Source organism: Arthrobacter sp. CAN_A212, assembly GCF_015752345.1.
In the GTDB taxonomy this organism is placed as follows: domain Bacteria; phylum Actinomycetota; class Actinomycetes; order Actinomycetales; family Micrococcaceae; genus Arthrobacter_D.
In genome coordinates this window covers 64,984-87,434 of the sequence record NZ_JADOUT010000001.1, presented here as the reverse complement: position 1 = coordinate 87,434, position 22,451 = coordinate 64,984, and the positions used below count along the sequence as shown (strand labels likewise).

Annotated in this window: 18 protein-coding genes; 16 read left to right on the top strand and 2 right to left on the bottom strand. The window is 68.1% G+C overall.

The window, feature by feature from the left end:
* Nucleotides 1–104 precede the first annotated feature (104 nt).
* From glmS to IWX64_RS00350, 8 genes are all read left to right on the top strand, one after another.
* Nucleotides 105–2,003: a glutamine--fructose-6-phosphate transaminase (isomerizing) gene (gene glmS, locus IWX64_RS00385; RefSeq protein ID WP_196865215.1), complete on the top strand. Its 1,899-nt coding sequence runs from the start codon at nt 105–107 to the stop codon at nt 2,001–2,003.
* 6 nt (nt 2,004–2,009) lie between these two features.
* Complete coding sequence (locus tag IWX64_RS00380; protein WP_196865214.1) at nt 2,010–2,408, top strand: holo-ACP synthase; 399 nt, start codon at nt 2,010–2,012, stop codon at nt 2,406–2,408.
* Nucleotides 2,409–2,410: 2 nt separating this feature from the next.
* Entirely contained in the window at nt 2,411–3,964 is a 1,554-nt protein-coding gene (locus IWX64_RS00375; protein WP_196865213.1) for an NAD(P)H-hydrate epimerase, read from the top strand.
* A gap of 76 nt (nt 3,965–4,040) precedes the next feature.
* Nucleotides 4,041–6,221: a glycogen debranching protein GlgX gene (gene glgX / locus IWX64_RS00370; protein WP_196865212.1), complete on the top strand. Its 2,181-nt coding sequence runs from the start codon at nt 4,041–4,043 to the stop codon at nt 6,219–6,221.
* 99 nt (nt 6,222–6,320) lie between these two features.
* Entirely contained in the window at nt 6,321–8,651 is a 2,331-nt protein-coding gene (gene treY / locus IWX64_RS00365; RefSeq protein WP_196865211.1) for a malto-oligosyltrehalose synthase, read from the top strand.
* On the top strand, nt 8,648–10,384 hold the full coding sequence (gene treZ, locus IWX64_RS00360; protein WP_196865210.1) for a malto-oligosyltrehalose trehalohydrolase: 1,737 nt from the start codon (nt 8,648–8,650) through the stop codon (nt 10,382–10,384). The genes treY and treZ overlap by 4 nt, the downstream gene beginning before the upstream one ends.
* Before the next feature lie 51 nt (nt 10,385–10,435).
* Nucleotides 10,436–11,482 (top strand): L-glyceraldehyde 3-phosphate reductase, encoded by a 1,047-nt coding sequence (gene mgrA, locus IWX64_RS00355; protein ID WP_196865209.1) that lies wholly within the window; start codon nt 10,436–10,438, stop codon nt 11,480–11,482.
* A 12-nt stretch (nt 11,483–11,494) separates the two neighbouring features.
* The gene (locus IWX64_RS00350; RefSeq protein WP_196865208.1) at nt 11,495–12,055 is read left to right on the top strand and encodes a GNAT family N-acetyltransferase; all 561 of its coding nucleotides are present in this window, start codon (nt 11,495–11,497) and stop codon (nt 12,053–12,055) included.
* A 31-nt stretch (nt 12,056–12,086) separates the two neighbouring features.
* On the opposite strand, the gene IWX64_RS00345 is transcribed toward IWX64_RS00350, so the two are convergent.
* Entirely contained in the window at nt 12,087–13,433 is a 1,347-nt protein-coding gene (locus tag IWX64_RS00345; protein ID WP_196865207.1) for a family 4 glycosyl hydrolase, read from the bottom strand.
* Nucleotides 13,434–13,522: 89 nt separating this feature from the next.
* On the opposite strand from IWX64_RS00345, the gene IWX64_RS00340 reads away from it, so the two are divergent.
* From IWX64_RS00340 to tsaD, 6 genes are all read left to right on the top strand, one after another.
* Nucleotides 13,523–14,611, top strand: coding sequence for a carbohydrate kinase family protein (locus IWX64_RS00340; RefSeq protein ID WP_196865206.1), 1,089 nt, complete (start codon nt 13,523–13,525; stop codon nt 14,609–14,611).
* 69 nt (nt 14,612–14,680) lie between these two features.
* Nucleotides 14,681–15,856, top strand: a complete 1,176-nt coding sequence (alr, locus tag IWX64_RS00335) for an alanine racemase (protein WP_196865205.1) — start codon at nt 14,681–14,683, stop codon at nt 15,854–15,856.
* Between the two features lie 4 nt (nt 15,857–15,860).
* Nucleotides 15,861–16,394: a tRNA (adenosine(37)-N6)-threonylcarbamoyltransferase complex ATPase subunit type 1 TsaE gene (gene tsaE, locus IWX64_RS00330; protein ID WP_196865565.1), complete on the top strand. Its 534-nt coding sequence runs from the start codon at nt 15,861–15,863 to the stop codon at nt 16,392–16,394.
* Between the two features lie 9 nt (nt 16,395–16,403).
* On the top strand, nt 16,404–17,063 hold the full coding sequence (gene tsaB, locus IWX64_RS00325) for a tRNA (adenosine(37)-N6)-threonylcarbamoyltransferase complex dimerization subunit type 1 TsaB (RefSeq protein ID WP_196865204.1): 660 nt from the start codon (nt 16,404–16,406) through the stop codon (nt 17,061–17,063).
* Nucleotides 17,060–17,503 carry a ribosomal protein S18-alanine N-acetyltransferase gene (gene rimI, locus IWX64_RS00320; RefSeq protein WP_196865203.1) on the top strand — a complete coding sequence of 148 codons (444 nt, stop codon included), beginning with the start codon at nt 17,060–17,062 and terminating at the stop codon, nt 17,501–17,503. The genes tsaB and rimI overlap by 4 nt, the downstream gene beginning before the upstream one ends.
* Nucleotides 17,500–18,576, top strand: coding sequence for a tRNA (adenosine(37)-N6)-threonylcarbamoyltransferase complex transferase subunit TsaD (gene tsaD / locus IWX64_RS00315; RefSeq protein WP_196865202.1), 1,077 nt, complete (start codon nt 17,500–17,502; stop codon nt 18,574–18,576). Before rimI ends, tsaD begins: the two co-directional genes overlap by 4 nt.
* A gap of 35 nt (nt 18,577–18,611) precedes the next feature.
* On the opposite strand, the gene IWX64_RS00310 is transcribed toward tsaD, so the two are convergent.
* Nucleotides 18,612–19,751 carry a glutamate--cysteine ligase gene (locus IWX64_RS00310; RefSeq protein WP_196865201.1) on the bottom strand — a complete coding sequence of 380 codons (1,140 nt, stop codon included), beginning with the start codon at nt 19,749–19,751 and terminating at the stop codon, nt 18,612–18,614.
* A gap of 109 nt (nt 19,752–19,860) precedes the next feature.
* On the opposite strand from IWX64_RS00310, the gene IWX64_RS00305 reads away from it, so the two are divergent.
* Nucleotides 19,861–21,573, top strand: coding sequence for a glycoside hydrolase family 3 N-terminal domain-containing protein (locus tag IWX64_RS00305; RefSeq protein WP_334683030.1), 1,713 nt, complete (start codon nt 19,861–19,863; stop codon nt 21,571–21,573).
* 37 nt (nt 21,574–21,610) lie between these two features.
* Nucleotides 21,611–22,408: an alpha/beta hydrolase gene (locus tag IWX64_RS00300; RefSeq protein ID WP_196865200.1), complete on the top strand. Its 798-nt coding sequence runs from the start codon at nt 21,611–21,613 to the stop codon at nt 22,406–22,408.
* Nucleotides 22,409–22,451: the final 43 nt, after the last annotated feature.

Sequence of the window (22,451 nt, the reverse complement as noted above, 5' to 3'; positions counted from 1 at the left end):
TTGTGCCTGTTGGTGCGGCCATAAGCGAACTTCCTCCTTACCCGGGTGCCCCGCGCGGGCCCGGCTGCAGCTGTTACCTCGCCGCTGACGGTACTCTTAAACCCATGTGTGGAATCGTAGGCTACGTAGGCCGGTCATCAGTGTCATCCGACGGAACAGCAGCGACCCATGGCGCGCTGGACGTTGTCATGGAGGGGCTGCGGCGTCTCGAATACCGGGGGTATGACTCGGCTGGGGTAGCTGTACTGACTCCTTCCGGTATCGCATCACGGAAGAAGGCAGGCAAGCTCAGCAACCTGATCGGCGAGCTGGAGGCCAGCCCCCTGCCAGCGTCGATGACCGGGATTGGGCATACCCGCTGGGCCACCCACGGGGCACCGAACGACCTCAATGCCCACCCGCACCTCGCCGACAACGGGCGACTGGCCGTCATCCACAACGGCATCATCGAGAACTTTGCTGAACTGAAGGCAACTCTGCTGGAGCAGGGCGAAACGTTCCTCTCGGAGACCGACACCGAAGTGGCGGCTACCCTGCTGGGCAGCATTTACCGGGAGCTCGCGCTCGCCGGTGACACCGACCCACTGAGCAATGCCATGCGTCAGGCCAGCCAGCGCCTGGAGGGTGCTTTCACCCTGCTCGCCGTGCACGAGGATTCCCCGGGCGTCGTCGTCGCCGCCCGGCGCAATTCGCCGCTCGTCGTCGGTCTCGGTGACGGAGAGAACTTCCTCGGCTCCGACGTGTCAGGCTTCATCGACTTCACCCGGCGCGCCGTCGAACTCGGGCAGGACCAGGTTGTCACCATCACCCCCGACGAGGTCATCATCACCGACTTCTTCGGGGCTCCCGCCGTCGGCAAGGAATTCCACGTCGACTGGGATGCGGCGGCAGCCGAGAAGGGCGGTTACCCGTCCTTCATGGAGAAGGAAATCAATGACCAGCCCGACGCCGTCGGCCAGACCCTGCTCGGGCGTTCCGACGCCCAGGGCCGCCTGGTGCTCGACGAGCTGCGCATCGACGAGTCGATCCTGCGCTCGGTCGACAAGATTGTGGTTCTCGCCTGTGGCACGTCGGCCTACGCGGGGCAGGTGGCCAAGTACGCCATCGAGCACTGGTGCAGGATCCCCACCGAGGTGGAGCTGTCCCACGAGTTCCGGTACCGGGATCCGATCGTCAACGAGAAGACCCTGGTGGTCGCCATCTCCCAGTCCGGGGAAACCATGGATACCCTGATGGCGGTGCGGTACGCCCGCGAGCAGGGCGCCAAGGTGGTCGCGATCTGTAACACCAACGGCTCCACCATCCCGCGCGAATCCGACGCCGTCCTCTACACCCACGCCGGCCCCGAAATCGCCGTCGCCTCGACGAAGGCGTTCCTGGCGCAGATCACCGCCGCCTACCTGCTGGGCCTGTACCTCGCCCAGCTGCGCGGCAACAAGTTCGGCGACGAAATCGCTGCGGTCCTCGCCGACCTGGCCGAAATGCCGGCGAAGATCCAGAACATCCTGGACAACGCTGACAAGGTCAAGAAGCTCGCCCGCGACATGTCCGACGCCAAGTCGGTGCTCTTCCTGGGCCGGCACGTCGGTTTCCCTGTCGCGATGGAGGGTGCGCTGAAGCTGAAGGAACTGGCCTACATCCACGCCGAAGGATTCGCGGCGGGAGAGCTCAAGCACGGCCCGATCGCGCTGATCGAGGACGGCCAGCCCGTCGTTGTCGTTGTCCCGTCACCGCACGGCAGGGATTCGCTGCACGCCAAGGTGGTCTCCAACATCCAGGAGATTCGCGCCCGCGGTGCCATCACCATCGTCATCGCCGAGGAGGGGGACACCTCGGTCGAGGCGTACGCCGAGCACGTCTTCTATGTGCCGCAGACCCCCACCCTGCTTGCGCCGCTGCTGACGACCGTCCCGCTCCAGATTTTCGCCTGCGAGCTGGCCTCTGCGAAGGGGTACGACGTCGATCAGCCCCGCAACCTGGCCAAGTCAGTCACCGTTGAGTAGTCGCCGGTGATCGTGGGTATCGGCGTCGACGTCGTCGACATCGAGCGGTTCGGCCGCCAGCTGGAGCGCACCCCCGGACTGCGGGACAGGTTGTTCGTGCCCGCCGAGCGGGTGCTCAACCTGCGCTCCCTGGCTGCTCGGTTTGCTGCCAAGGAGGCGGTAGCCAAGGTGCTGGGAGCACCCGCGGGGATGAACTGGCAGGACTGCTGGATCGGTGTCGACACTGCCGGTAGCCCGTCGATCGAGGTCAAGGGGACGGTCGCCGCTGCGGCGGATCTCAAGGGCGTGCGCCGCTGGCATTTGTCCCTCAGCCATGACGGCGGGGTAGCCACCGCCATGGTGGTGGGAGAGGGCGTAGCCAGCGAAGGTGCAACGGCATCGCTTTCTGGCGGGATAGACTCCTAAGTATGCTTAGCGCCTATTCGGGCAGTGCGATCCGTTCGGCTGAAGCCCCCCTCCTCACGGCCGGGCACAGCGACGCCCTGATGCAACACGCGGCCTATGGCCTCTACACCGCCGCGACCACCGAGCTCCTTGCCTCCCGGGGAGGCTGCTACGGGCGCAACGCTGTTGTCCTCGCGGGCAGCGGCAACAACGCCGGTGACGCCCTCTTCGCGGCGGCCCGCTTGGCCGGCAGGGGAGTACGCACCACCGCTGTGCTCACCACCGGGACCACCCACCCCGCCGCGCTGGCGGCGTTTGAACGCGCGGGCGGCCGCGTCGAGCGGCTTTCCGAGGAAACCCTCCATCGGCTCGGGCAACTGTGCGCAGCTGCGGACCTGATCATTGACGGCATCCTGGGTATCGGCGGATCCGGCGGATTGCGCGAACCGGCAGCGAGTCTCGTCCGCGAGCTCGCCACTGCCGCAACGGGAACGGTCATCGCCTGCGATCTGCCCAGCGGGCTGGATGCCACCACCGGGATGGTCCACGAACCGGTGCTCCCCGCCGATCTGACGGTGACGTTCGGCGCGCTGAAGGCCGGGCTCCTCACCGGTGCGGGTGCCCGCGCAGCAGGACGGGTCACGGTCATCGACATCGGGCTCGGCGCGACGCTCCCCGAACCGGCTATCCGCCGGCTGGAGCCGGCCGACCTCGCGGCACTCTACCGACAGCCGCGCGCCAGCGATCACAAGTACACCCGTGGAGTACTCGGGATCGCCGCCGGCTCCGTGAAGTACCCGGGGGCAGCGGTGCTGGCCACTGGCGCTGCCCTGGCTACCGGCCTGGGCATGGTGCGGTACCTGGGGCCGGAGCCCGTCGCCGGTCTGATCAACCAGAGCCACCCGGCAGCCGTCTGCTCCCAGGAATCCGTCAGGTCATCCCGAGTCCAGGCCTGGCTGGTCGGACCCGGCGCCGAAGACGACGCGGACCAGCGACGGCGGGCCCGCGACGCCATGTCCTCGGGTCTGCCCACGGTGGTCGACGCCGGAGCGCTGCCCCTGCTGCCGCGCAGGCTGGGACCTCATGTCATCCTGACCCCCCATGCCGGCGAGCTGCAGACGGTCCTGGCCAGCCGCAAGGTCCGGGTAACCCGGCAGGACATTGAGTCGGCTCCGGCCGACTACGCCCGCAAGGCCGCGGAGCTCACCGGTGCGACGGTGCTGCTCAAGGGTGCCGTCACGGTGGTCGCCTCGCCGTCGGGCGCGCTCTTCAGCCAGGCCGCCGCAACGCCGTGGCTCGCCACTGCCGGATCAGGTGACACCCTGGCCGGCATCCTTGGAGCCCTCGCGGCGACACTTGCCGAGGACGACGACGGTGCGGCCGCTGGCCGCCTCGGGGTGCCCGAGGCCGACACCTGGGCCGCCGTCGCGGCGGCGGCAGCCCTGCTGCATGGCCTCGCCGGGACGAGGGCGGCCGCCTTCGGGCCCGTGGTCGTCTCGGGCCTGCCGAAGCATGTCGGTGCGGTCCTCGCGGACCTGCTGACGGGACCGCCCGATAGGACACAATTCACCAAATAGTCACCTGGTTGCGCTATGAAGGTAGCTGGACCGTTTACTTTTCGACCCACGATTTACCCACTTTTCAGGAGAATACATGGAACTCTGGCCCGGCGAAGCGTACCCCTTGGGCGCCACCTATGATGGCACCGGCACCAACTTTGCGCTGTACAGCGAGATCGCTGACAAGGTAGAGCTCTGTCTGCTCGACGACGACGGCGTCGAGACCCGCATTGAACTCCACGAAGTCGATGGTTACGTCTGGCACGGGTACCTGCCGCAGATCGTGCCCGGCCAGAAGTACGGCTACCGCGTGCACGGCCCCAACGCACCGGAGGAGGGCCACCGCTGCAACCCGAACAAGCTGCTCCTGGATCCCTACGCCAAGGCAGTGCACGGGCAGATCGACTGGGATCCAGCCCTCTTCGGTTACAACTTCGGTGACGAAAACTCGATCAACAACGATGATTCGGCACCCCACATGATGCTCGGCGTCGTCGTGAACCCGTTCTTCGACTGGGACGGCGACCGCAAACCACGCATCCCGTACCACCAGTCAGTCATCTACGAAGCCCATGTGAAGGGTCTCACCCAGCTGCACCCCGAGGTCCCTGAGGACCAGCGCGGCACCTACGCCGGTGTCGCCCACCCCGCGGTCATCTCGCACCTGCAGAAGCTTGGCATCACCGCCATCGAACTGATGCCCGTGCACCAGTTCGTCAACGACAGCACTCTGCAGGAACAGGGCCTCACCAACTACTGGGGCTACAACACCATCGGGTTCTTCGCACCGCACAACACCTACGGCTCCGCCGGTGACACCGGCGAGCAGGTTCAGGAATTCAAGGCGATGGTGCGTGAACTCCACCTCGCCGGCATCGAAGTGATCCTCGACGTGGTCTACAACCACACCGCCGAGGGCAACCACATGGGCCCCACCCTGTCGATGCGTGGCATCGACAACTCGGCCTACTACCGGCTCGTCGAAGACGACAAGAAGTACTACATGGACTACACCGGTACCGGTAACTCCCTCAACGTCGGCAACCCGCACTCCCTGCAGCTGCTGATGGACTCGCTGCGCTACTGGGTCACTGAAATGCACGTTGACGGCTTCCGCTTTGACCTGGCGTCCACGCTGGCCCGCGAGTTCTACGACGTCGACCGCCTGTCGGCCTTCTTCGAACTGGTCCAGCAGGACCCCATAGTCTCCCAGGTCAAGCTCATCGCGGAGCCGTGGGACGTGGGTCCTGGCGGCTACCAGGTGGGCAACTTCCCGCCACAGTGGACCGAGTGGAACGGCAAGTACCGCGACACGGTGCGCGACTTCTGGCGTGGAGAAGCGTCGACCCTGGGCGAGTTTGCGTCTCGCCTGACCGGCTCAGCGGACCTGTACGAGCAGTCGGCCCGCCGTCCGGTCGCGTCGATCAACTTCGTCACCGCACACGATGGCTTCACCATCCGCGACCTCGTGTCCTACAACGAGAAGCACAACGATGCCAACGGTGAAGACAACAACGACGGCGAATCCCACAACCGGTCCTGGAACTGCGGCGAGGAAGGTCCCTCCGAGAACCCCGAGGTGAATACCCTCAGGGTCCGCCAGCAGCGGAACTTCATCGCGACGCTGCTGCTCTCGCAGGGCGTCCCGATGCTGCTGCACGGCGACGAGGTGGGCCGCACCCAGCAGGGCAACAACAACACCTACGCCCAGGACTCCGAACTGAGCTGGATTCACTGGGACCAGGTGGACCAGCCGCTGCTGGAGTTCACCGCCGCAGTGAACCGGCTGCGCTCCGAGCACCCCACGTTCCGGCGTCGCCGGTTCTTCGACGGACGGCCGGTCCGACGCGGCGAGGGCGAAGCCCTGCCGGACATCGTGTGGCTGGGCACCGACGGCACCGTCATGGCGCCGGAGGACTGGGACACCGGGTTCGGCCGCTCCATCGCCGTGTTCCTGAACGGGCAGGGCATCTCCGGCCGCGACGCCCGTGGGCAGCGGATCACCGACCAGAACTTCCTGCTGTTGTTCAACGCCAGCGACGAGCCGGTCGACTTCACCCTTCCACCGCGGGAGTACGCTCCGGCCTGGGACGAGGTGATCGACACCGCCGGCAAGTTCGCCGACTCGGATGCCATTCCGGCGGAAGCCACGATCACGCTGGAAGCCAAATCAATGGTGGTACTGCGCGCCCACACTGAAACCGAGGATCTCGATCACTCGGTCGCGGCATCATTGGCCGCTCTGGCGAACTCGCACCAGCCCGGCGGCGCCTAACCACTGCTGGCCCAAGGTTCCATCCGGCTGACCCCGGCCCCGCCGGGGTCAGCCGGCTCACCCCGCACAACCGCAGCATCCCAGTTCAGGAGTACATGCATGAGGACCCCGAAGTCGACCTACCGGTTGCAGATCCGATCCGAATTCGATCTCAGGGATGCCGCTGCGGTGGTTCCCTACCTGCGGGATCTTGGCGTGGACTGGGTGTACCTGTCGCCAGTGCTGACCGCTGAACAGGGATCCGGTCACGGCTACGACGTCACCAACCCCACCGCAGTCGACCCTGAGCGTGGTGGACGTGACGCGTTCGTGGCGCTCTCGGACGCCGCGCATGCCGCAGGCCTCGGCGTCCTGGTGGATATTGTGCCCAATCACCTGGGAGTGCAGACCCCCGCCCAGAACCCCTGGTGGTCTTCACTGCTCAAGGGCGGTCAGGATTCGCCCTACGCCGAGGCGTTCGACGTCGACTGGGAAGCCGCGGGCGGGAAGATCCGACTGCCGGTGCTCGGCGACGGCGAGGACGAGCTTGCCGCCCTGGAGCTCGACGGCGGGGAGCTGCGCTACTACGACCACAGGTTCCCCATCGCCGACGGCAGCTACGAAACCGGTGACACCGCCCAGGCGGTGCACGCCCGCCAGCACTATGAGCTGGTGAACTGGCGCCGGGCGGACAGCGAACTGAACTACCGCCGCTTCTTCGGCGTCAACACCCTGGCTGGCCTGCGTGTTGAAGTGCCACGGGTGTTCGACGAATCCCACAGCGAAATCCGGACCTGGTTCGAGGAATCCCTTGTGGACGGTCTCCGGATTGACCACCCGGACGGGCTCGCCGACCCCGCCGGCTACCTTGACCGGCTGCGCGAGCTCACCGGCGGGGCCTACGTGCTCGTGGAAAAGATCCTCGAGCCGGGGGAGACCCTCCCCGCCGACTGGGCCAGCGAAGGAACCACCGGCTACGACGCACTGGCCGACATCGACCGCCTGTTCGTGGACCCGGCAGGACAGGCCACCCTGGAACAGGTGGCACCGGCCGAGGACTTCCACTCGATGATCCACGGCACGAAACGCGGCATCGCCGATGGCATCCTCCGGTCCGAGGTGCTCCGCCTCACCCGGTTGGTACCTGCCGACGCTGGCCTTGACCCCGAGCGGGCCGCCGATGCCATCGCCGAACTGCTCGCGTGTTTCCCGGTCTACCGGAGCTACCTTCCCGGCGGGGCCGACTACCTCGACGACGGCGTCGTCGCCGCCCAGGTGCACCGGCCGGACCTCGCCGACACCCTGAAGGCACTGCACCCCCTGCTCAACCCCTACCTGGCTGATCCTGACGCTGCCGGCCCTGACACCCCCATGACCGAGCTGGCTACCCGGTTCCAGCAGACCTCGGGCATGGTGATGGCCAAGGGCGTCGAAGACACGGCGTTCTACCGGTACAACCGGCTGACCTCCCTCAACGAGGTGGGCGCCGACCCGTCGATCTTCGCCATCGACCGGGTGGAAATGCACAACCGCCTCCTGCGCCGCCAGCGCGACAACCCACTCTCGATGACGGCGCTCAGCACCCATGACACCAAACGCAGCGAGGACACCCGGGCCCGGATCAGCGTCCTGTCCGAAATGGCTGACGACTGGGCCATCGTGCTCGGCCAGCTCGACGACGCTGCGCCCCTCGGTGACCCGGCCTTCTCGTCGCTGCTGTGGCAGGCCATGATTGGTGCCTGGCCGTTGAGCCGCGAGCGGGCGCACGCCTACGTGGAAAAGGCGTCCCGCGAAGCGGACTCCAGCACCCACTGGACGGCACCCAACGAGGCCTTCGAGGAGCGGATGCACGCTGCAGTGGACGCCGCCTACGACACCCCGGCGGTCAACGCGCTGGCCACCGACCTGGTGGAAAAGATCAAGGGCTACGGCTGGTCCAACTCGCTCGGTGCCAAGCTTTTGCAGCTGACCATGCCCGGTGTCCCGGACGTGTACCAGGGCTCCGAATTCTGGGAAGACTCGCTGGTTGACCCGGACAACCGCCGCCCGGTGGACTTCGAGGCGCGGAAGCAGTCCCTGGTGGACCTCGCCTTCGGTGCGCTGCCCGCCGTCGACGACGGCGCGGTGGCCAAGCTGCTCGTCGTCTCCCGCGCACTGAAACTCCGCCGCGACCGGCCGGAACTCTTCGACGGCTACGCGGCCGTCCCGGCAACCGGTGCGGCGGCCGATCACGTCTTCGGCTTCGACCGCGGGGGAGCCGTCGCCCTTCTCACCCGGCTCCCGCTGGGGCTTCAGCGACGCGGCGGCTGGCAGGACACCGCCGTCGTCCTGCCGGAGGGCCAGTACAGCTGCGCCATCACCGGGGCAACCTTTTCCGGGGGCGCCGTGCCCGCCGGAACCATCTTCGAAACCTACCCCGTAGCACTGCTGATCCGGGAGGACGCATCATGAGGAAACCATTCGACGTCTGGGCACCCAAGGCCACCACCCTGTCGCTGACGGCGGCGGGCACCACCACCACGATGACCAGGGGCGACGACGGCTGGTGGACCGCCGACACCGCACCCACGGGTACCGGGGACATCGACTACGGCTATCTGGTGGACGGTGCCGAGTCGCCAATCCCGGATCCCCGCTCGCGTCGCCAGCCCGACGGCGTGCACGGGCTCTCCCGGACGTTCGATCCCGGCGCGCACACCTGGCAGGACAGCTCCTGGGTCTCACCCGGTCTGGCCGGCGGGGCCATCTATGAACTGCACATCGGGACCTTCACTCCCGAGGGCACCTTCGACGCGGCCATCGGGAAGCTGGACTACCTGGCGGATCTGGGTGTGCAGTATGTTGAGCTACTCCCGGTCAACGCCTTCAACGGCACCCACAACTGGGGTTACGACGGCGTCCTCTGGCACGCCGTGCAGGAAACCTACGGGGGACCCGCCGGATACCAGCGGTTCGTCGACGCGACCCACCAGCGCGGCCTCGGCGTTATCCAGGATGTGGTGCACAACCATCTGGGACCCAGCGGCAACTATCTGGGCCAGTTCGCGCCCTACCTCACGGAGGGCAAGGCCAACACCTGGGGGGACTCCCTCAACCTCGACGGACCCTTCTCGGACGAGGTCCGCCGGTATGTGCTCGACAACATCGCGATGTTCTTCAGGGACTTCCACATCGACGGCCTGCGCCTGGACGCGGTGCACGCACTGCACGACGAGCGGGCCGTCCACATTCTCGAAGAATTCGCGGCCGAAACGGACGCGTGCGCCGAGGAGCTGGGCAAGCCCCTGTTCCTGATCGCCGAATCCGACCTCAACAATCCGCGGCTGATCACGGCGCGGACCGCCGGTGGCTACGGGCTCGCTGGCCAGTGGAGCGACGACTTCCACCACGCGGTCCACGTCAACGTCACCGGTGAAACCGATGGCTACTACGAGGACTTCGGCTCCGTCGCCGCGCTGGCCAAAGTGCTCGAACACGGGTTCTTCCACAACGGAACCTACTCGTCGTTCAGGGAACGCGTTCACGGGCGACCCATCGATCCGGCCCAGGTGTCCACCCACCAGCTGGTGGTCTGCACCCAGAACCATGACCAGATCGGCAACCGTGCTGCCGGCGACCGGATGGGCGCCACGGTGGGTTACGCCCAGCTGGCGCAGGCGGCCGTCCTGAACCTGGCCGGTCCCTACACCCCGATGCTGTTCATGGGCGAGGAGTACGGTGCATCCACCCCCTGGCCGTTCTTCACCTCCCACCCCGAACCGGAACTGGGCAAGGCCACCGCCGAAGGCCGCCTCCGCGAGTTTGAACGGATGGGCTGGGACGCCGACACGGTGCCCAACCCCCAGGACGAGGCTACTTTCGCCTCGGCGAAGCTTGACTGGGCGGAGGTTCAGACGGGCGACCACACCCGCCTGCTGGACCTGTACCGCCGACTGATCCGGCTGCGCCGGGACACCCCCGACCTGATGAACCCGGATTTCACCGCCGTGTCGGTCGAATTCAGCGAGGCAGAGAAGTGGTTGGCCCTGCGCCGCGGAGGGACCGTCGTCGTCGTCAATCTTGCCGATGAGGAACGCACCCTCCCCGTCGACGCGGCGCAGGTGCTGCTGTCCACCGTCCCGGGCGAGAGGCTCGACGCCGGACGGCTGTCCCTGCCCGCCCGCGGGTCAGCGATCCTCAGCTGATTCCTCCAGTTCGCGCCCCCGCCCCCATTTCCCCAGACCCAGGAGCCATTCATGACGTATCACCCCGCCGATGACCGGTACGATTCCATGCCCTACCGCAGAGTGGGACGCAGCGGCCTGCAGCTGCCCGCGGTGTCTTTGGGCCTGTGGCACAACTTCGGGGATGACAAGCCGTTCGCTGACCAGCGTGCCATCCTGCGACGCGCCTTCGACCTGGGGGTGACCCACTTTGACCTGGCCAACAACTACGGGCCACCCGCGGGAAGCGCCGAAACCAACTTCGGTCGGCACCTCAAGGACGACTTCGCGCCGTTCCGCGACGAACTGGTCATCTCCAGCAAGGCCGGCTACGACATGTGGCCCGGCCCGTACGGCGAATGGGGTTCACGCAAGTACCTGCTCGCGAGTCTCGACCAGTCCCTGAACCGGATGGGCCTGGACTACGTGGACATCTTCTACAGCCACCGTCCCGATCCAAACACGCCGCTCGAGGAGACCATGGGCGCCCTCGACACCGCCGTACGCTCCGGGCGTGCCCTGTACGCGGGCATCTCCTCCTACTCACCCGAGAAGACGGCTGAGGCGGCAGCGATCCTGCGGGACCTCGGCACCCCGCTCCTGATCCACCAGCCCTCCTACTCAATGCTGAACCGCTGGGTGGAGAACGGTACCCCCAACCTCCCCGAGGTGCTGGAGCAGGAAGGCGTCGGCTCGATCGCCTTCTCGCCGCTGGCCCAGGGGCTCCTGACCGACCGCTACCTCGACGGCATCCCTGAGGGCTCCCGTGCGGCGTCCAACAAGTCGCTGTCGGAAGACCACCTGTCAGAGGACAACCTGCGCCGGGTTCGCGGCCTGAACGAAATTGCGAAGGGCCGCGGCCAGTCGCTCGCCCAGCTGGCGATCGCCTGGATTCTGCGGGAGCAGTCGAAGGGCAGTGCCATCACCTCGGCGCTGATCGGCGCGTCCAGCGTGAAGCAGCTGGAGAACAGCCTCGCCGCCGTGAAGAACCTCGAGTTCAGCCACGACGAGCTCACCAGCATCGACGAGTTCGCTGTCGAATCGGACATCAACCTGTGGGCCAAGGCCCTCGACGCCTAAGCAGCGCCGCTGATGTCCACCCCGGGTGCGCTGCACCTCCGCCCTGCCACCGAGGCGGACTGGCCCGATCTCTGGGCCATCATGGAACCGGTGGCGCGGGCGGGGGAAACCTACTGCTGGGACACCGGCCTGTCGGAAGCCCAGGCCCGGATCGAATGGCTGGCTCCCGCCGACCCGACGATGCGGGTCTACGTGGCCGAAGTGTTCACCGGGGCCTCCACCGTGACTGACCAGTCCACCCGAGGAGCCGACGGACACCGCGCCGTCGTCGGGACCGCGCAGCTGCACGCGAACCGGGGCGGAGGCGGGGCACACGTGGCCAACGCCAGTTTCCTGGTGGCCGGCGACGCCGGCGGCCTGGGGGTCGGCCGGGCACTTGCTGCACATGTCCTCGCGCAGGCCCGGGTGCAGGGGTACCGCGCCATGCAGTTCAACGCGGTCGTGGCGACCAACACCCGGGCGGTTCGCCTGTGGGAGTCCCTCGGCTTCAGGATCCTCACCACGGTGCCCGGGGCGTTCAGGCACCCGGTGGCGGGGTTCGTCGGCCTGCACATCATGTTCCGCGACCTCTGACCTCCCCGGGGTACTCCACGCCGGTGGCCGCCTACTTCCAGAAGGCGGCCAGTGCGGGGAATTCCCGCTCGTACCCCTTCAACAGCCGGGTGGCAGCGTGTGCCGAATCGATCAGTGGATGCAGCAGGAAGGCCCGCAGCGCCGCGTCGCGGTCCGCGTGCACCGCCGCTTCCACCACCGCTTCCTCGACGGCCAGCACCTGTGCCATCAGGCCCAGCTGATGCGGGGCCAGGGGTTTGGAAGGCAGCGGCGTCGCACCCGTCCGGTCCAGGCGTGCCGGGACCTCGACGACGGCGTCCGCCGGTAGCGTGGACAGCGCACCGTTATTGCGAACATTCACGATCAGCTCGGCGGGGTGTCCGGTGAGCAGGGCCCGCATCGCCGCGAGGGCAATCCGTTCGTAGCCTCCTCCGGCGAGGTCGGCTTCGTCCCGCACGGCTGTGTCCGGGCGGGCTTCCGCCAGATAACCCTCCTCCCGCGCGAGGCGCGCACCCTCCCACACCGCGTAGGGCTCAGGAGCGGACAACAGCTCGGTGTAGAGCCCCTCCTGCTGGCGGTGCAGGAACGCGCCCCGCGTTTCCGCCGAGCCGGCGAGCGAGCGTACGGCCTCGCGGTGGAAGTAGTAGTAGAACAGATACTCGTTCGGGATGGCACCCAGGAGCCCAGGCAGGTCCGGGCCGAAGACCCGGCCCTCCTCGAAGGACGCGAGACGCTGCGGGTCGGCCAGCAGGGCTGGCAGTCGGTCGGTGCCGTCAAGTGTCAGTCCCCTCAGCCAGCCCAGGTGGTTCAGCCCCACATAGTCCACCCCGGCGAGCGACCCCTCCGTCAGTGGCACCCCCGCGGCGTGGGCGACCCGCGACACCAGCCCGGAGGCCGAATCGCAGATCCCGATCACTGTGTCGCCAAGCACCCCCTGCACGGCCCGGGTCACCATGCCCGCCGGGTTGGTGAAGTTGATCAGCCACGCGTCCGGGCAGACCCGCCGCATGGACTGGGCAACAGTGAGCATCTGTGGCACTGACCGCAGCGCATAGGAAATCCCGCCCGCCCCGACCGTCTCCTGGCCCAGCAGCCCCTCAGCCAGCGCCACCCGCTCGTCGATCACGCGTCCCGCAGCACCACCGCTGCGGATGGCGGCGAACACGATGTCCGCCCCGGCCAGCGCCACGTCGAGCCGGGTCTCGGTCGCGAGGTGGGGGCGGGTGGAGCCGGCAGGCAACGGCATGGTGTGCAAAACCCGGACGATTGCGTCCAACCGGGTGGGCTCCGAATCGTGCAGCACCACCTGGTCGATGAGCCCGGCGAACCGCCCCGCGGACAAAGCCCGGTACACCAGGGGCACCCTGAACCCGCCGCCACCCACAATGACCAGTTTCATTCACCCTCCACGCTGTCGGTGTTCCCTTCGGTCAGGCCGGGTCCGCTCCGGTTGCCGGGTGCGGTGAGCCTAAGAGTATTGTGCCGTACATGGGCACCGCGCATCGTTTCGATCCACTGGCCGACAGCCGCACCGCGGCCGACCCGGAATTTGACCTGCTCCTGAGCGGGTCGGTGTTCCTCGACATTGTCTTCACGGGCCTCGAACACCTGCCGTCCCCCGGCACCGAGGTATGGGCGGACGGGATGGGATCCTGCCCAGGCGGCGTCGCAAACCAGGCGATCGCTGCGAGCCGGCTCGGGTTACGCACCACCCTGTCGGCCGCGTTCGGTGACGACGGCTACGGCGACTACAACAAGGGCATCCTCCGCGACCAGGAGCATGTTGACCTGTCCCGGTCGAGGACGTTCGAGAACTGGCACTCACCGGTCACCGTGTCCTTGTCCGTCCAGCGTGACCGCTCGATGGTGACCCACGGCCATCCGTCGCCAATGTCCGCCACCGACCTGATCGGTGACCCGCCCCCTCGCTGCCGTGCCGCCGTCGTGAGCGTTGAACCGGAGCTGGCCCCCTGGGCCCTGGCGGCCCAGTCCAGCGGGACCCGACTCTTCGGTGATGTGGGTTGGGATCCGACCGGCCAGTGGGCGGGCAGTGCCCTGGACACCCTGCAGTACTTTCACGCGTTCATGCCCAACGACCTTGAGGCGATGGCCTACACCCGCACCGACGACCCGTGGGCGGCGCTGTACGCGCTCGCCGACCGGGTGCCGGTGGCAGTGGTCACCGTGGGGCAGCAGGGCGCGATCGCCATCGACTCGATCACGGGGGAGGAGGAGTGGGTGCCCGCCCTGCCGGTGAAGGCGTACGACCCGACCGGTGCGGGTGACTGCTTCGGCGCGGCCTTCGTGATGGGGGACCTCGCCGGGTTCTCGCTGGCGGACCGGCTCCGGTTCGCGAACCTGTGCGCCGCGCTCTCCGTCCAGGAGGTCGGGGGATCCCTGGCCGCGCCCGGGTGGGGCGATATCGCCGACTGGTGGCACCGCATGAGCGCCTCCCGGGAGAAGGTGCGGAAACAGTGGCTTCGGCGCTACGAGTTCCTTGAGGAAATGATCGCAGGGGTCCCGCCGGGGGCCGTCCGGCGAGCCTCGGCGACCATCGCCCACCAATCTGACGCCTGACCTGCGCTCCCGGATCAGCGCGCGGGCCCGGCTGCGTCCCGTGTGCGGCGGGAATGACAGAATGGACCAGTGAGTTTCTCTACTGTTCCCCCGCCCGTTGAACGCCGGGTGGAGATCGATTTGTCCGCGGTGCGCCACAACGTCAGGCACATCGCCGACGTCGTCAGCCCCGCGAAGGTGATGGCGGTCGTCAAAGCCGACGGTTACGGGCACGGGGCGCTCCCCGTGGCCCGCGCGGCACTCCAGTCGGGCGCCACCTGGCTGGGGGTCGCCCACATCACCGAGGCGCTCCAGCTGCGGGAGGCGGGCATCGAGGCCCCCATCCTCGCCTGGCTGCACACCGTCGAGTCCGACTTCGGTGCAGCCATCCGGGACGGCATCGATATCGGCGTCTCCGGGTGGGAGTTGGGGCACGTGGCGGAAGCCGCCCGGCGCGAGGAGATGCCAGCCCGCGTCCACCTGAAGATCGACACCGGTCTGGGCCGCAACGGGTGCCCGCCCGAGCAGTGGGGGGCGCTCGTCAGCCTTGCCCTGCAGTACCAGGAAGAGGGCCTGCTGCGCGTGGTCGGAGTCTTCTCCCACCTGGCCGTCGCCGACGAACTGGACCGTCACGAAACCGATGAGCAGGTCCGCCGGTTCCGCGAGGCCGTCGCCGCCGCTGAGAACGCCGGCATCGACGTGGAACTTCGACATCTCGCCAACACGCCCGGCGCCCTGTCCCGCCCCGACACCCACTTCGACCTGGTGCGGGTGGGTCTCGGCATCTACGGACTGTCGCCGTTCCACGGTCAGAGCTCCGCCGGGCTCGGCTTGCGCCCCGCCATGCGGTTCGTGACGTCGGTGGCCAGCTGCAAGGAGGTTCCCGCCGGACAGGGGGTCTCCTACGGGCTCACCTACCGCACCACCCGGCCGACCACCCTCGCGCTGATCCCGGTGGGCTACGCCGACGGCGTCCCCCGGGTGGCGACCGGCGCCCCGGTCCTGGTGGGCGGTCGCACCTATCCGGTGGTGGGCAAGATCGCCATGGACCAACTGGTGATCGATCTGCAGGCCACCGGGATCGCCGGAACCGGGCAAAGCGTCCTCGGGCTTCCGGCAGTCCTGTTCGGCGGGGACGCCGGTGAACCGTCGGCCGATGACTGGGCCGACGCCAGCAGTTCCATCAACTACGAGATCGTGACCCGGATCAGCGCACGCGTCCAGCGCATCTATCTCAACGGAGCGGACGCCAGTGCAGGTCAGTAACGGAGTGGAAGGCCAGCAGTGGACCAGGACCCTTACCGTTCACTCGGCGGCCGAACTGCAGCGCTTCGCGGCCGATCTCGGCGGCGACCTCGCCTCGGGTGACCTGGTGATCCTGACCGGCGGACTGGGCGCAGGCAAGACCACCTTCACCCAGGGGCTTGGGCGGGGGTTGGGGGTCCGTCCCGGCATTATTTCGCCGACCTTCGTGCTGGTCCGGGTGCACCCGCCGCTCTCCGACGGACCGGCCCTGGTGCATGCAGATGCCTACCGGCTGGAATCCGCCGCCGATATTGACGACCTCGACCTGGAATCGACGATGGACACCAGCGTCACCGTGGTGGAATGGGGCGCCGGGCGGGTGGAGCACCTGGCCGCCAGCCGCCTGGAGATCCGTCTGGAGCGGCCGGTGGGGTCCGAGACCGTCCCCCATGAATCCCCCGGGACCGACAACGACGACGACGAACCCCGCCGGGTGCTCATCACGGCCTTCGGTCAGCGCTGGGCGAATACGCCGCCCGCCGCCAGCCGGCTCGATTAGGCTGGCAGGATGCTGATCTTGTCCCTCGATACCTCCGCCGCGGCGAGTGCCGCACTGGTGCGGGACGGCGTCGTGACCGGGAATTTTGCGACCGAGGACACCCGGAGCCACGCGGAAGTGCTGGCCCCCGCCGTCGCCGGGCTGTTGACCCGGGAGGGGATCGCCGGAACAGCCCTGGACGCGATCGTGGTGGGTGTGGGGCCCGGACCCTTCACCGGGCTGCGGGCAGGACTGGCCACGGCCCGGACCCTCGCCTACGTCTGGGATGTACCCCTGCACGGTGTGATGAGCCTCGACTCGATCGCCGAGGACGCTGCAGCCCACCTCGGGTCCGGCGAGTTCCTCGTCGCCACCGACGCCCGCCGGAAAGAGGTCTACTGGGCCCGCTACCGCGCCGCCGACGGCCTCCCGGAGCTGCTGGCCGGCCCCGCGGTGGGCGCGCCGTCGTCCCTGCCATCGCTCCCCGCCTACGGGAAGGGCGCCGGACTCTACCCCGAGGCGCTCGCCGGAGTGGACGGATTCACCGATGTCCACCCGTCGGCCGCCGCCCTCGGCCGCTCGGCCTACCGCCGGCTGACGGCCGGGCTGGACCTCCTCGACACCTCGCCGCTGTACCTCAGGGAGTCCGACGCACGGGTCCCCGGCCCCCGGAAGAGAGCCACCGCATGACCTTTTCACTGCGCGACCTGCTGCTGCAGGATGTGCCCGCCGTGGCCCAGCTCGAGCTGGAGCTGTTCCCCGTGGACGCCTGGCCGCTGGAGCTCTTCCTCGACGAGGTGTCACAGACGCAAACACGCCGCTACCTCGTGGCCGAGGTTGACGGCCGCATGGTCGGCTACGCCGGGGTCATGGTCGTGGCAACAACCGCCGACATTCAGACGATCGGCGTCCTCCCCGAGTGCGAGGGCCGGGGCATCGGCAGCGCCATGCTGACCGAACTGCTCGCCGAGGCACGACGGCGGGGCGCCGCTGAGGTCCTGCTGGAAGTGCGGGCCGACAACCCCCGGGCGCAGGAGCTGTACGTGCGCAACGGGTTTGAGCACATCCACACCCGCCGGAAGTACTACCGGGACGGCGTCGACGCCTGGGTAATGAGGCTGATCCTGTGAACCGGGACAATCCGCTGGTCCTGGGGATCGAGTCCTCCTGCGACGAAACCGGCGTCGGGATTGTGCGCGGCACGCAGCTGCTCGCCAACACCGTGTCCTCCTCGATGGACGAACACGTCAGGTTCGGGGGAGTGATCCCCGAGATCGCCTCCCGGGCACACCTCGACGCCTTCGTACCCACCCTGCGGCAGGCGCTCGCCGAAGCTGGCGTCACCCTCGCGGACCTGGATGCGATTGCTGTGACCTCTGGTCCGGGGCTCTCCGGCGCGCTGATGGTGGGTGTCTCCGCGGCGAAGGCCCTGGCCCTGGCCACCGGGAAACCCCTCTACGCGGTCAACCACCTGGTCGCCCACGTGGGTGTGGGGGTGCTTGACGCGGCATTCCCGGAGGGACTGCCACCGAACCTCGGTGCGCTGCTGGTCTCGGGAGGCCACACGGAAATCCTGCGGGTCAACAGTCTCGCCTCCGACGTCGAGCTGCTGGGCTGCACCATCGACGACGCCGCCGGAGAGGCGTACGACAAGGTGGCGCGCATCCTCGGTCTCGGTTACCCGGGTGGTCCGGCGATCGACCGGATCGCGGCCGACGGGAATCCCCAGGCGATCCGCTTCCCCCGCGGCCTGACCCAACCGAAGTACCTCGGCACGGCGGAGCAGCCCGGCCCGCACCGGTACGACTTTTCCTTCAGCGGTTTGAAGACCGCCGTCGCTCGCTGCGTCGAGCAGTACGAGGCCGAGGGCGTCGAGCCCCCCGTGGCGGATATTGCCGCGTCCTTCCAGGAGGCGGTGGTGGACGTCATCACGTCCAAGGCGGTGCTGGCGTGTCGCGAACACGGGATCACCAGTCTGCTGCTCGGCGGTGGGGTGGCCGCCAACTCCCGGCTGCGGACCCTGACCAATCAGCGTTGTGCCGCCGCCGGGATCACGCTCACCGTTCCGCCGCTGTCCCTCTGCACCGACAACGGCGCCATGGTGGCCGCCCTGGGCGCGCAGATCGTGATGGGCGGTGGGGAGCCCACCGGGCTGGGGTTCGCCACCGACTCCTCGCTCCCGGTGACCAACGTCTACGCCTGACCCCCGTTTTCCATGACCCGGGGGATAGGGGCTGGCTACTCCCGGAGCTGCGCCACCATGTCGAGGACGACGGCGCTCAGGTCGCCGTCGTTCTCGGCGGCAATCCGGCGCTGCCGCTGGTAGCCGGCGCCCCGGGCGAGGATCTTCTCCACGTCACCGAGCTCCTCGACGCAGCCCAGCTTCTTCGCCACCGGCTGCAGCCGGTCCAGCACCTCGACCAGGTGATCGGTGACCAGCTGCTCGTTGCCCTGCGCATCGAGGATGATGATGGCTTCCATCCCATACCGGGCGGCGCGCCACTTGTTTTCCTGCACGTGCCACGGCGGCATGGTGGGGATGGTCCCACCGTTGTCGAGGGTGGTGGAGAACTCGTCGACGAGGCACTGGGTCAGCGCTGCAATCGCCCCGACGTCCTGCAGGGTCGACAGGCCGTCGCACACCCGCATCTCGATGGTCCCCAGGTTGGCGACGGGTCGGATATCCCAGCGGATCTCGTTCACCGCGTCGATCACTCCGGTGGTGAACATGTCCTGCACGTAGGACTCGTACTCGGCCCAGGAGGGGAACTGGAAGGGAAGCCCGGCGGTGGGTAACTGCTGGAACATCAGGGAGCGCTGCGAGGCATAGCCCGTGTCGTCGCCACCCCAGAACGGCGACGACGCTGACAGCGCCTGGAAGTGCGGCACATAGTTGACGAGCCCGTCGAGCACCGGCATCGCCTTGTCCCGGCGGTCCAGTCCCACGTGAACGTGCACGCCGTAGATGACCATCTGCTGGCCCCACCACTGGGTGCGGTCGATGAGTTTGAAGTAGCGTTCCTTGTCGGTCACCGGCTGCGAACGGGGCACACTGAACGGGTGCGACCCGGCCGAGAACAGTTCCACACCCATCGGGTCGGTCACTTCACGGACCGCGGCCAGCGAGCGGGACAGGTCCGCCTTGGCATCGGCGACCGTATGGCAGATTCCGGTGACGAGCTCCACCGTGTTCAGGAGCAGCTCCTGCTTGATGTGCGGGTGCTCCTCATCCTCCTGGAGCTCCGGATGGTTGGCTGCCACCCCCCGCAACACCTGGTTGGCCACCGACACCAGGTCACCGTTGTAGCGGTCCACCAACGCCAGCTCCCACTCCACTCCGAGCGTGGACTGCGCTGACTGCGCGAATTCGATCTTCATCTAGCTGGCTCCTGACCGGTACCGGACTGTAAAGGGAAATGTGCCTCGGTAGCGCGGCATCCGCGGAAGAGAACTGTCCCAATATTAGTGCAGGAGTAGCATCGATAGGGTGAAAAGCGCAGCCCATCGGGCGAACACCGGGGATCAGCAACGCCGTCGGGGCTCACGCCACCTGGGATTGGCGGTCCTGACCCTCCTGCTCGTGTCGGCGTGCACCCCCGGTGGGGGTGGTGCCGGTGCCCCCTCCGCGACGCCCCCGGCGTCGTCGTCGGGCCCGTCCGCCTCCCAGCCTGCGACCGCCGAGCCCACGGCGACCGCCGGTGCCCGGCTGTCCTGGGGCCCCAGCACCCAGCAGTACGACGACGCCGTCGCGGCCGTCGCGGACATGACCACCGAGGAGCTGGCTGGCCAGGTGATGGTCGGCTTTTACGCGGGCACCGACCCTGCGTCACAGGAGCAGGCGATCCGTGATCTGCACCTTGCCGGCAGCATCGTGATGGGCGACAACGTGCCGCTCACCGCCGACGGTGCGGTTGACCCGGTGGCCATGACCGCAGTGACCCGGGGCTTCACGGACGCGGTGGCAGCGGATGGCAGGACCTGGCCGGCGGTGGTGTCGGTGGACCAGGAGGGCGGTCAGGTTGCACGGTTGGGCTCCCCGCTCACGTCCTGGCCCACCCCCATGACCTACGGTGCGGCAGCTGACCCAGCCCTGCTGGAAACCTCGATGACTGCGATGAATTCCGAGCTGGCAGGTCTCGGCTTCACCATGAACCACGCCCCGTCGGTGGATGTCACCACCGGTGCCGACGACCCCACCATCGGGGCCCGCGCCTACTCGGACGACCCGGAGCTGGTGGCCGAGTTGGGCCCCGCGGCCGTGACCGGGATGCTCGCCTCGGGAATCCTGCCCAGCGTCAAACATTTCCCCGGGCACGGTTCGGTCCCCGCCGACTCCCACCTGGAACTACCGGTGCAGACCGCTTCGCTCACGGAGCTTAAGGACCGTGACTGGGCACCGTTCGGGGCTGCGGCCGAGGCCGGGGTGCCGGTGATGATGATGGGCCACATCGCGGTGGAAGCCCTCGACCCCGGGGTGCCGTCCTCCGTGTCGGCAGCCAACTACGACGCGCTGCGCGATCTGGGCTTCGAGGGGGTGGTGGTCACCGACGCCCTGAACATGGCAGCGGTGGAGCAGCTCTACCCGGGTGGCCAGGCGGCGGCACGGGCGCTGGCGGCCGGCGCCGACCTGCTGCTGATGCCCACCGACGCCTACGCGGCCCACGCGGGGATCGTTGCCGCAATCCAGGACGGAACCTTGCCCAGCGAACGACTGGCCGAAGCCGCCACCCGGGTGGTCACCCTGATGATGTGGCAGGCCGAGCTCGCCGATGACGCCGAGACCGCTTCACCCGGGGAACATGGGCCGGCCAGTGAGGCTGCCTCCGCGGCGGGAATCACCGTCCTGACCGGAGCGTGCGAGGGGGATCTGCTGAACGGGACCGCGTCGATCATCGGAGGTACCGCCGCCGACGTCGAACGCTTCACCGCGGCCGCCGCCGATCGCGGGGTCACTGTGGGTGCCGGTGGCACCACCGTCGCCCTGGTGGGTCCGGACGGTGCGGGTGCTGCGGCGGACATCGCGGTTGCACTGGATGCGCCGTGGTCACTGGATGCGGTTGACGCTCCGGTGGAGATCGCCGCGTACTCCAACACGCCGGGGGCCTTCGCCGCGGTGCTGGATGTGCTCACGGGTGCGGCGGCCGCCCCCGGTCGGCTGCCCGTCGCGACGGCCGGGTATGACGCGGGCACCGGATGCTGAGCCGCTAGCCCGAAACCGTCGCGCGTACCCTTGGATCATGCCAGCCGATGCGCCGCCACCCGTGCGGAACCCGCCTGCGCGGAAGACGAAGTGGCGGCGAATCCGACGGGTACTGCTGGTGTTCTTTCTCCTGTTCCTGGCAGTGGTGGTCACCGCAGCGGCGGTGGTGCTCATCCCGTCGCCGGCCGAGGAGGACGCGGCGGCAGCGGTCCGGAACAACCCGGCGGTGCAGGTCCTCGATCGGGACGGGTACCTTGCGTTGCTGCCGGTCGGCACGACGGAGGGAACGGGGATCGTCTTCTACCCGGGCGCACGAACCACGCCTGAGGCGTATCTGGCGTCGTGGGCCCCGATCGTCGAGGCGACGGGGGTCGCGGTGTACCTCGCCGACATGCCGTTCGGCTTCGCTTCGCTGCGCGACGACGCGGCAGCGGGGATTCTCGCCGCCGAACCGGACGTCACGTCGTGGTGGATCGGTGGTCACTCGCTCGGCGGGATCACCGCGGCCCACTATTTCGACACCCATCCGGAGTTTGAGGGGCTGCTGCTGTGGGCCGCTTTTCCCGACGACGAGGTGGTTCTTACCGGTGCCGCCGGCCGTGAGGTGCTGGCGGTCACGGGCAGCAGGGACGGCATCGTTCCCACCCGGGTGGTCAGGGAGCGCCTCGCCGATGCCGGGATCAGCGCCGACCTGGTCGAGATCAACGGTATGGAACACAGCCAGTTCGGTGCCTACAGCTCCATCTTCGGCGACGGTGACCCAACCATTTCCGACGAGGCTGCCCGCCTCGCCCTCGCCCGTGTCACGACCGATTTCCTGCACCCTGCCGGTTAACAGCCTGCCGGTTAACGACGACGAGACCTGGCGGGGCGGCGAT

What these genes read in the sequence shown, in the direction of transcription:
- glmS (WP_196865215.1), top strand. Translation starts at nt 105, where the DNA reads ATGTGTGGAATCGTAGGCTACGTAGGCCGGTCATCAGTGTCATCCGAC.
- IWX64_RS00375 (WP_196865213.1), top strand. Translation starts at nt 2,411, where the DNA reads ATGCTTAGCGCCTATTCGGGCAGTGCGATCCGTTCGGCTGAAGCCCCC.
- glgX (WP_196865212.1), top strand. Translation starts at nt 4,041, where the DNA reads ATGGAACTCTGGCCCGGCGAAGCGTACCCCTTGGGCGCCACCTATGAT.
- treY (WP_196865211.1), top strand. Translation starts at nt 6,321, where the DNA reads ATGAGGACCCCGAAGTCGACCTACCGGTTGCAGATCCGATCCGAATTC.
- treZ (WP_196865210.1), top strand. Translation starts at nt 8,648, where the DNA reads ATGAGGAAACCATTCGACGTCTGGGCACCCAAGGCCACCACCCTGTCG.
- mgrA (WP_196865209.1), top strand. Translation starts at nt 10,436, where the DNA reads ATGACGTATCACCCCGCCGATGACCGGTACGATTCCATGCCCTACCGC.
- IWX64_RS00350 (WP_196865208.1), top strand. Translation starts at nt 11,495, where the DNA reads ATGTCCACCCCGGGTGCGCTGCACCTCCGCCCTGCCACCGAGGCGGAC.
- IWX64_RS00345 (WP_196865207.1), bottom strand. Translation starts at nt 13,433, where the DNA reads ATGAAACTGGTCATTGTGGGTGGCGGCGGGTTCAGGGTGCCCCTGGTG.
- IWX64_RS00340 (WP_196865206.1), top strand. Translation starts at nt 13,523, where the DNA reads ATGGGCACCGCGCATCGTTTCGATCCACTGGCCGACAGCCGCACCGCG.
- tsaB (WP_196865204.1), top strand. Translation starts at nt 16,404, where the DNA reads ATGCTGATCTTGTCCCTCGATACCTCCGCCGCGGCGAGTGCCGCACTG.
- rimI (WP_196865203.1), top strand. Translation starts at nt 17,060, where the DNA reads ATGACCTTTTCACTGCGCGACCTGCTGCTGCAGGATGTGCCCGCCGTG.
- IWX64_RS00310 (WP_196865201.1), bottom strand. Translation starts at nt 19,751, where the DNA reads ATGAAGATCGAATTCGCGCAGTCAGCGCAGTCCACGCTCGGAGTGGAG.
- IWX64_RS00300 (WP_196865200.1), top strand. Translation starts at nt 21,611, where the DNA reads ATGCCAGCCGATGCGCCGCCACCCGTGCGGAACCCGCCTGCGCGGAAG.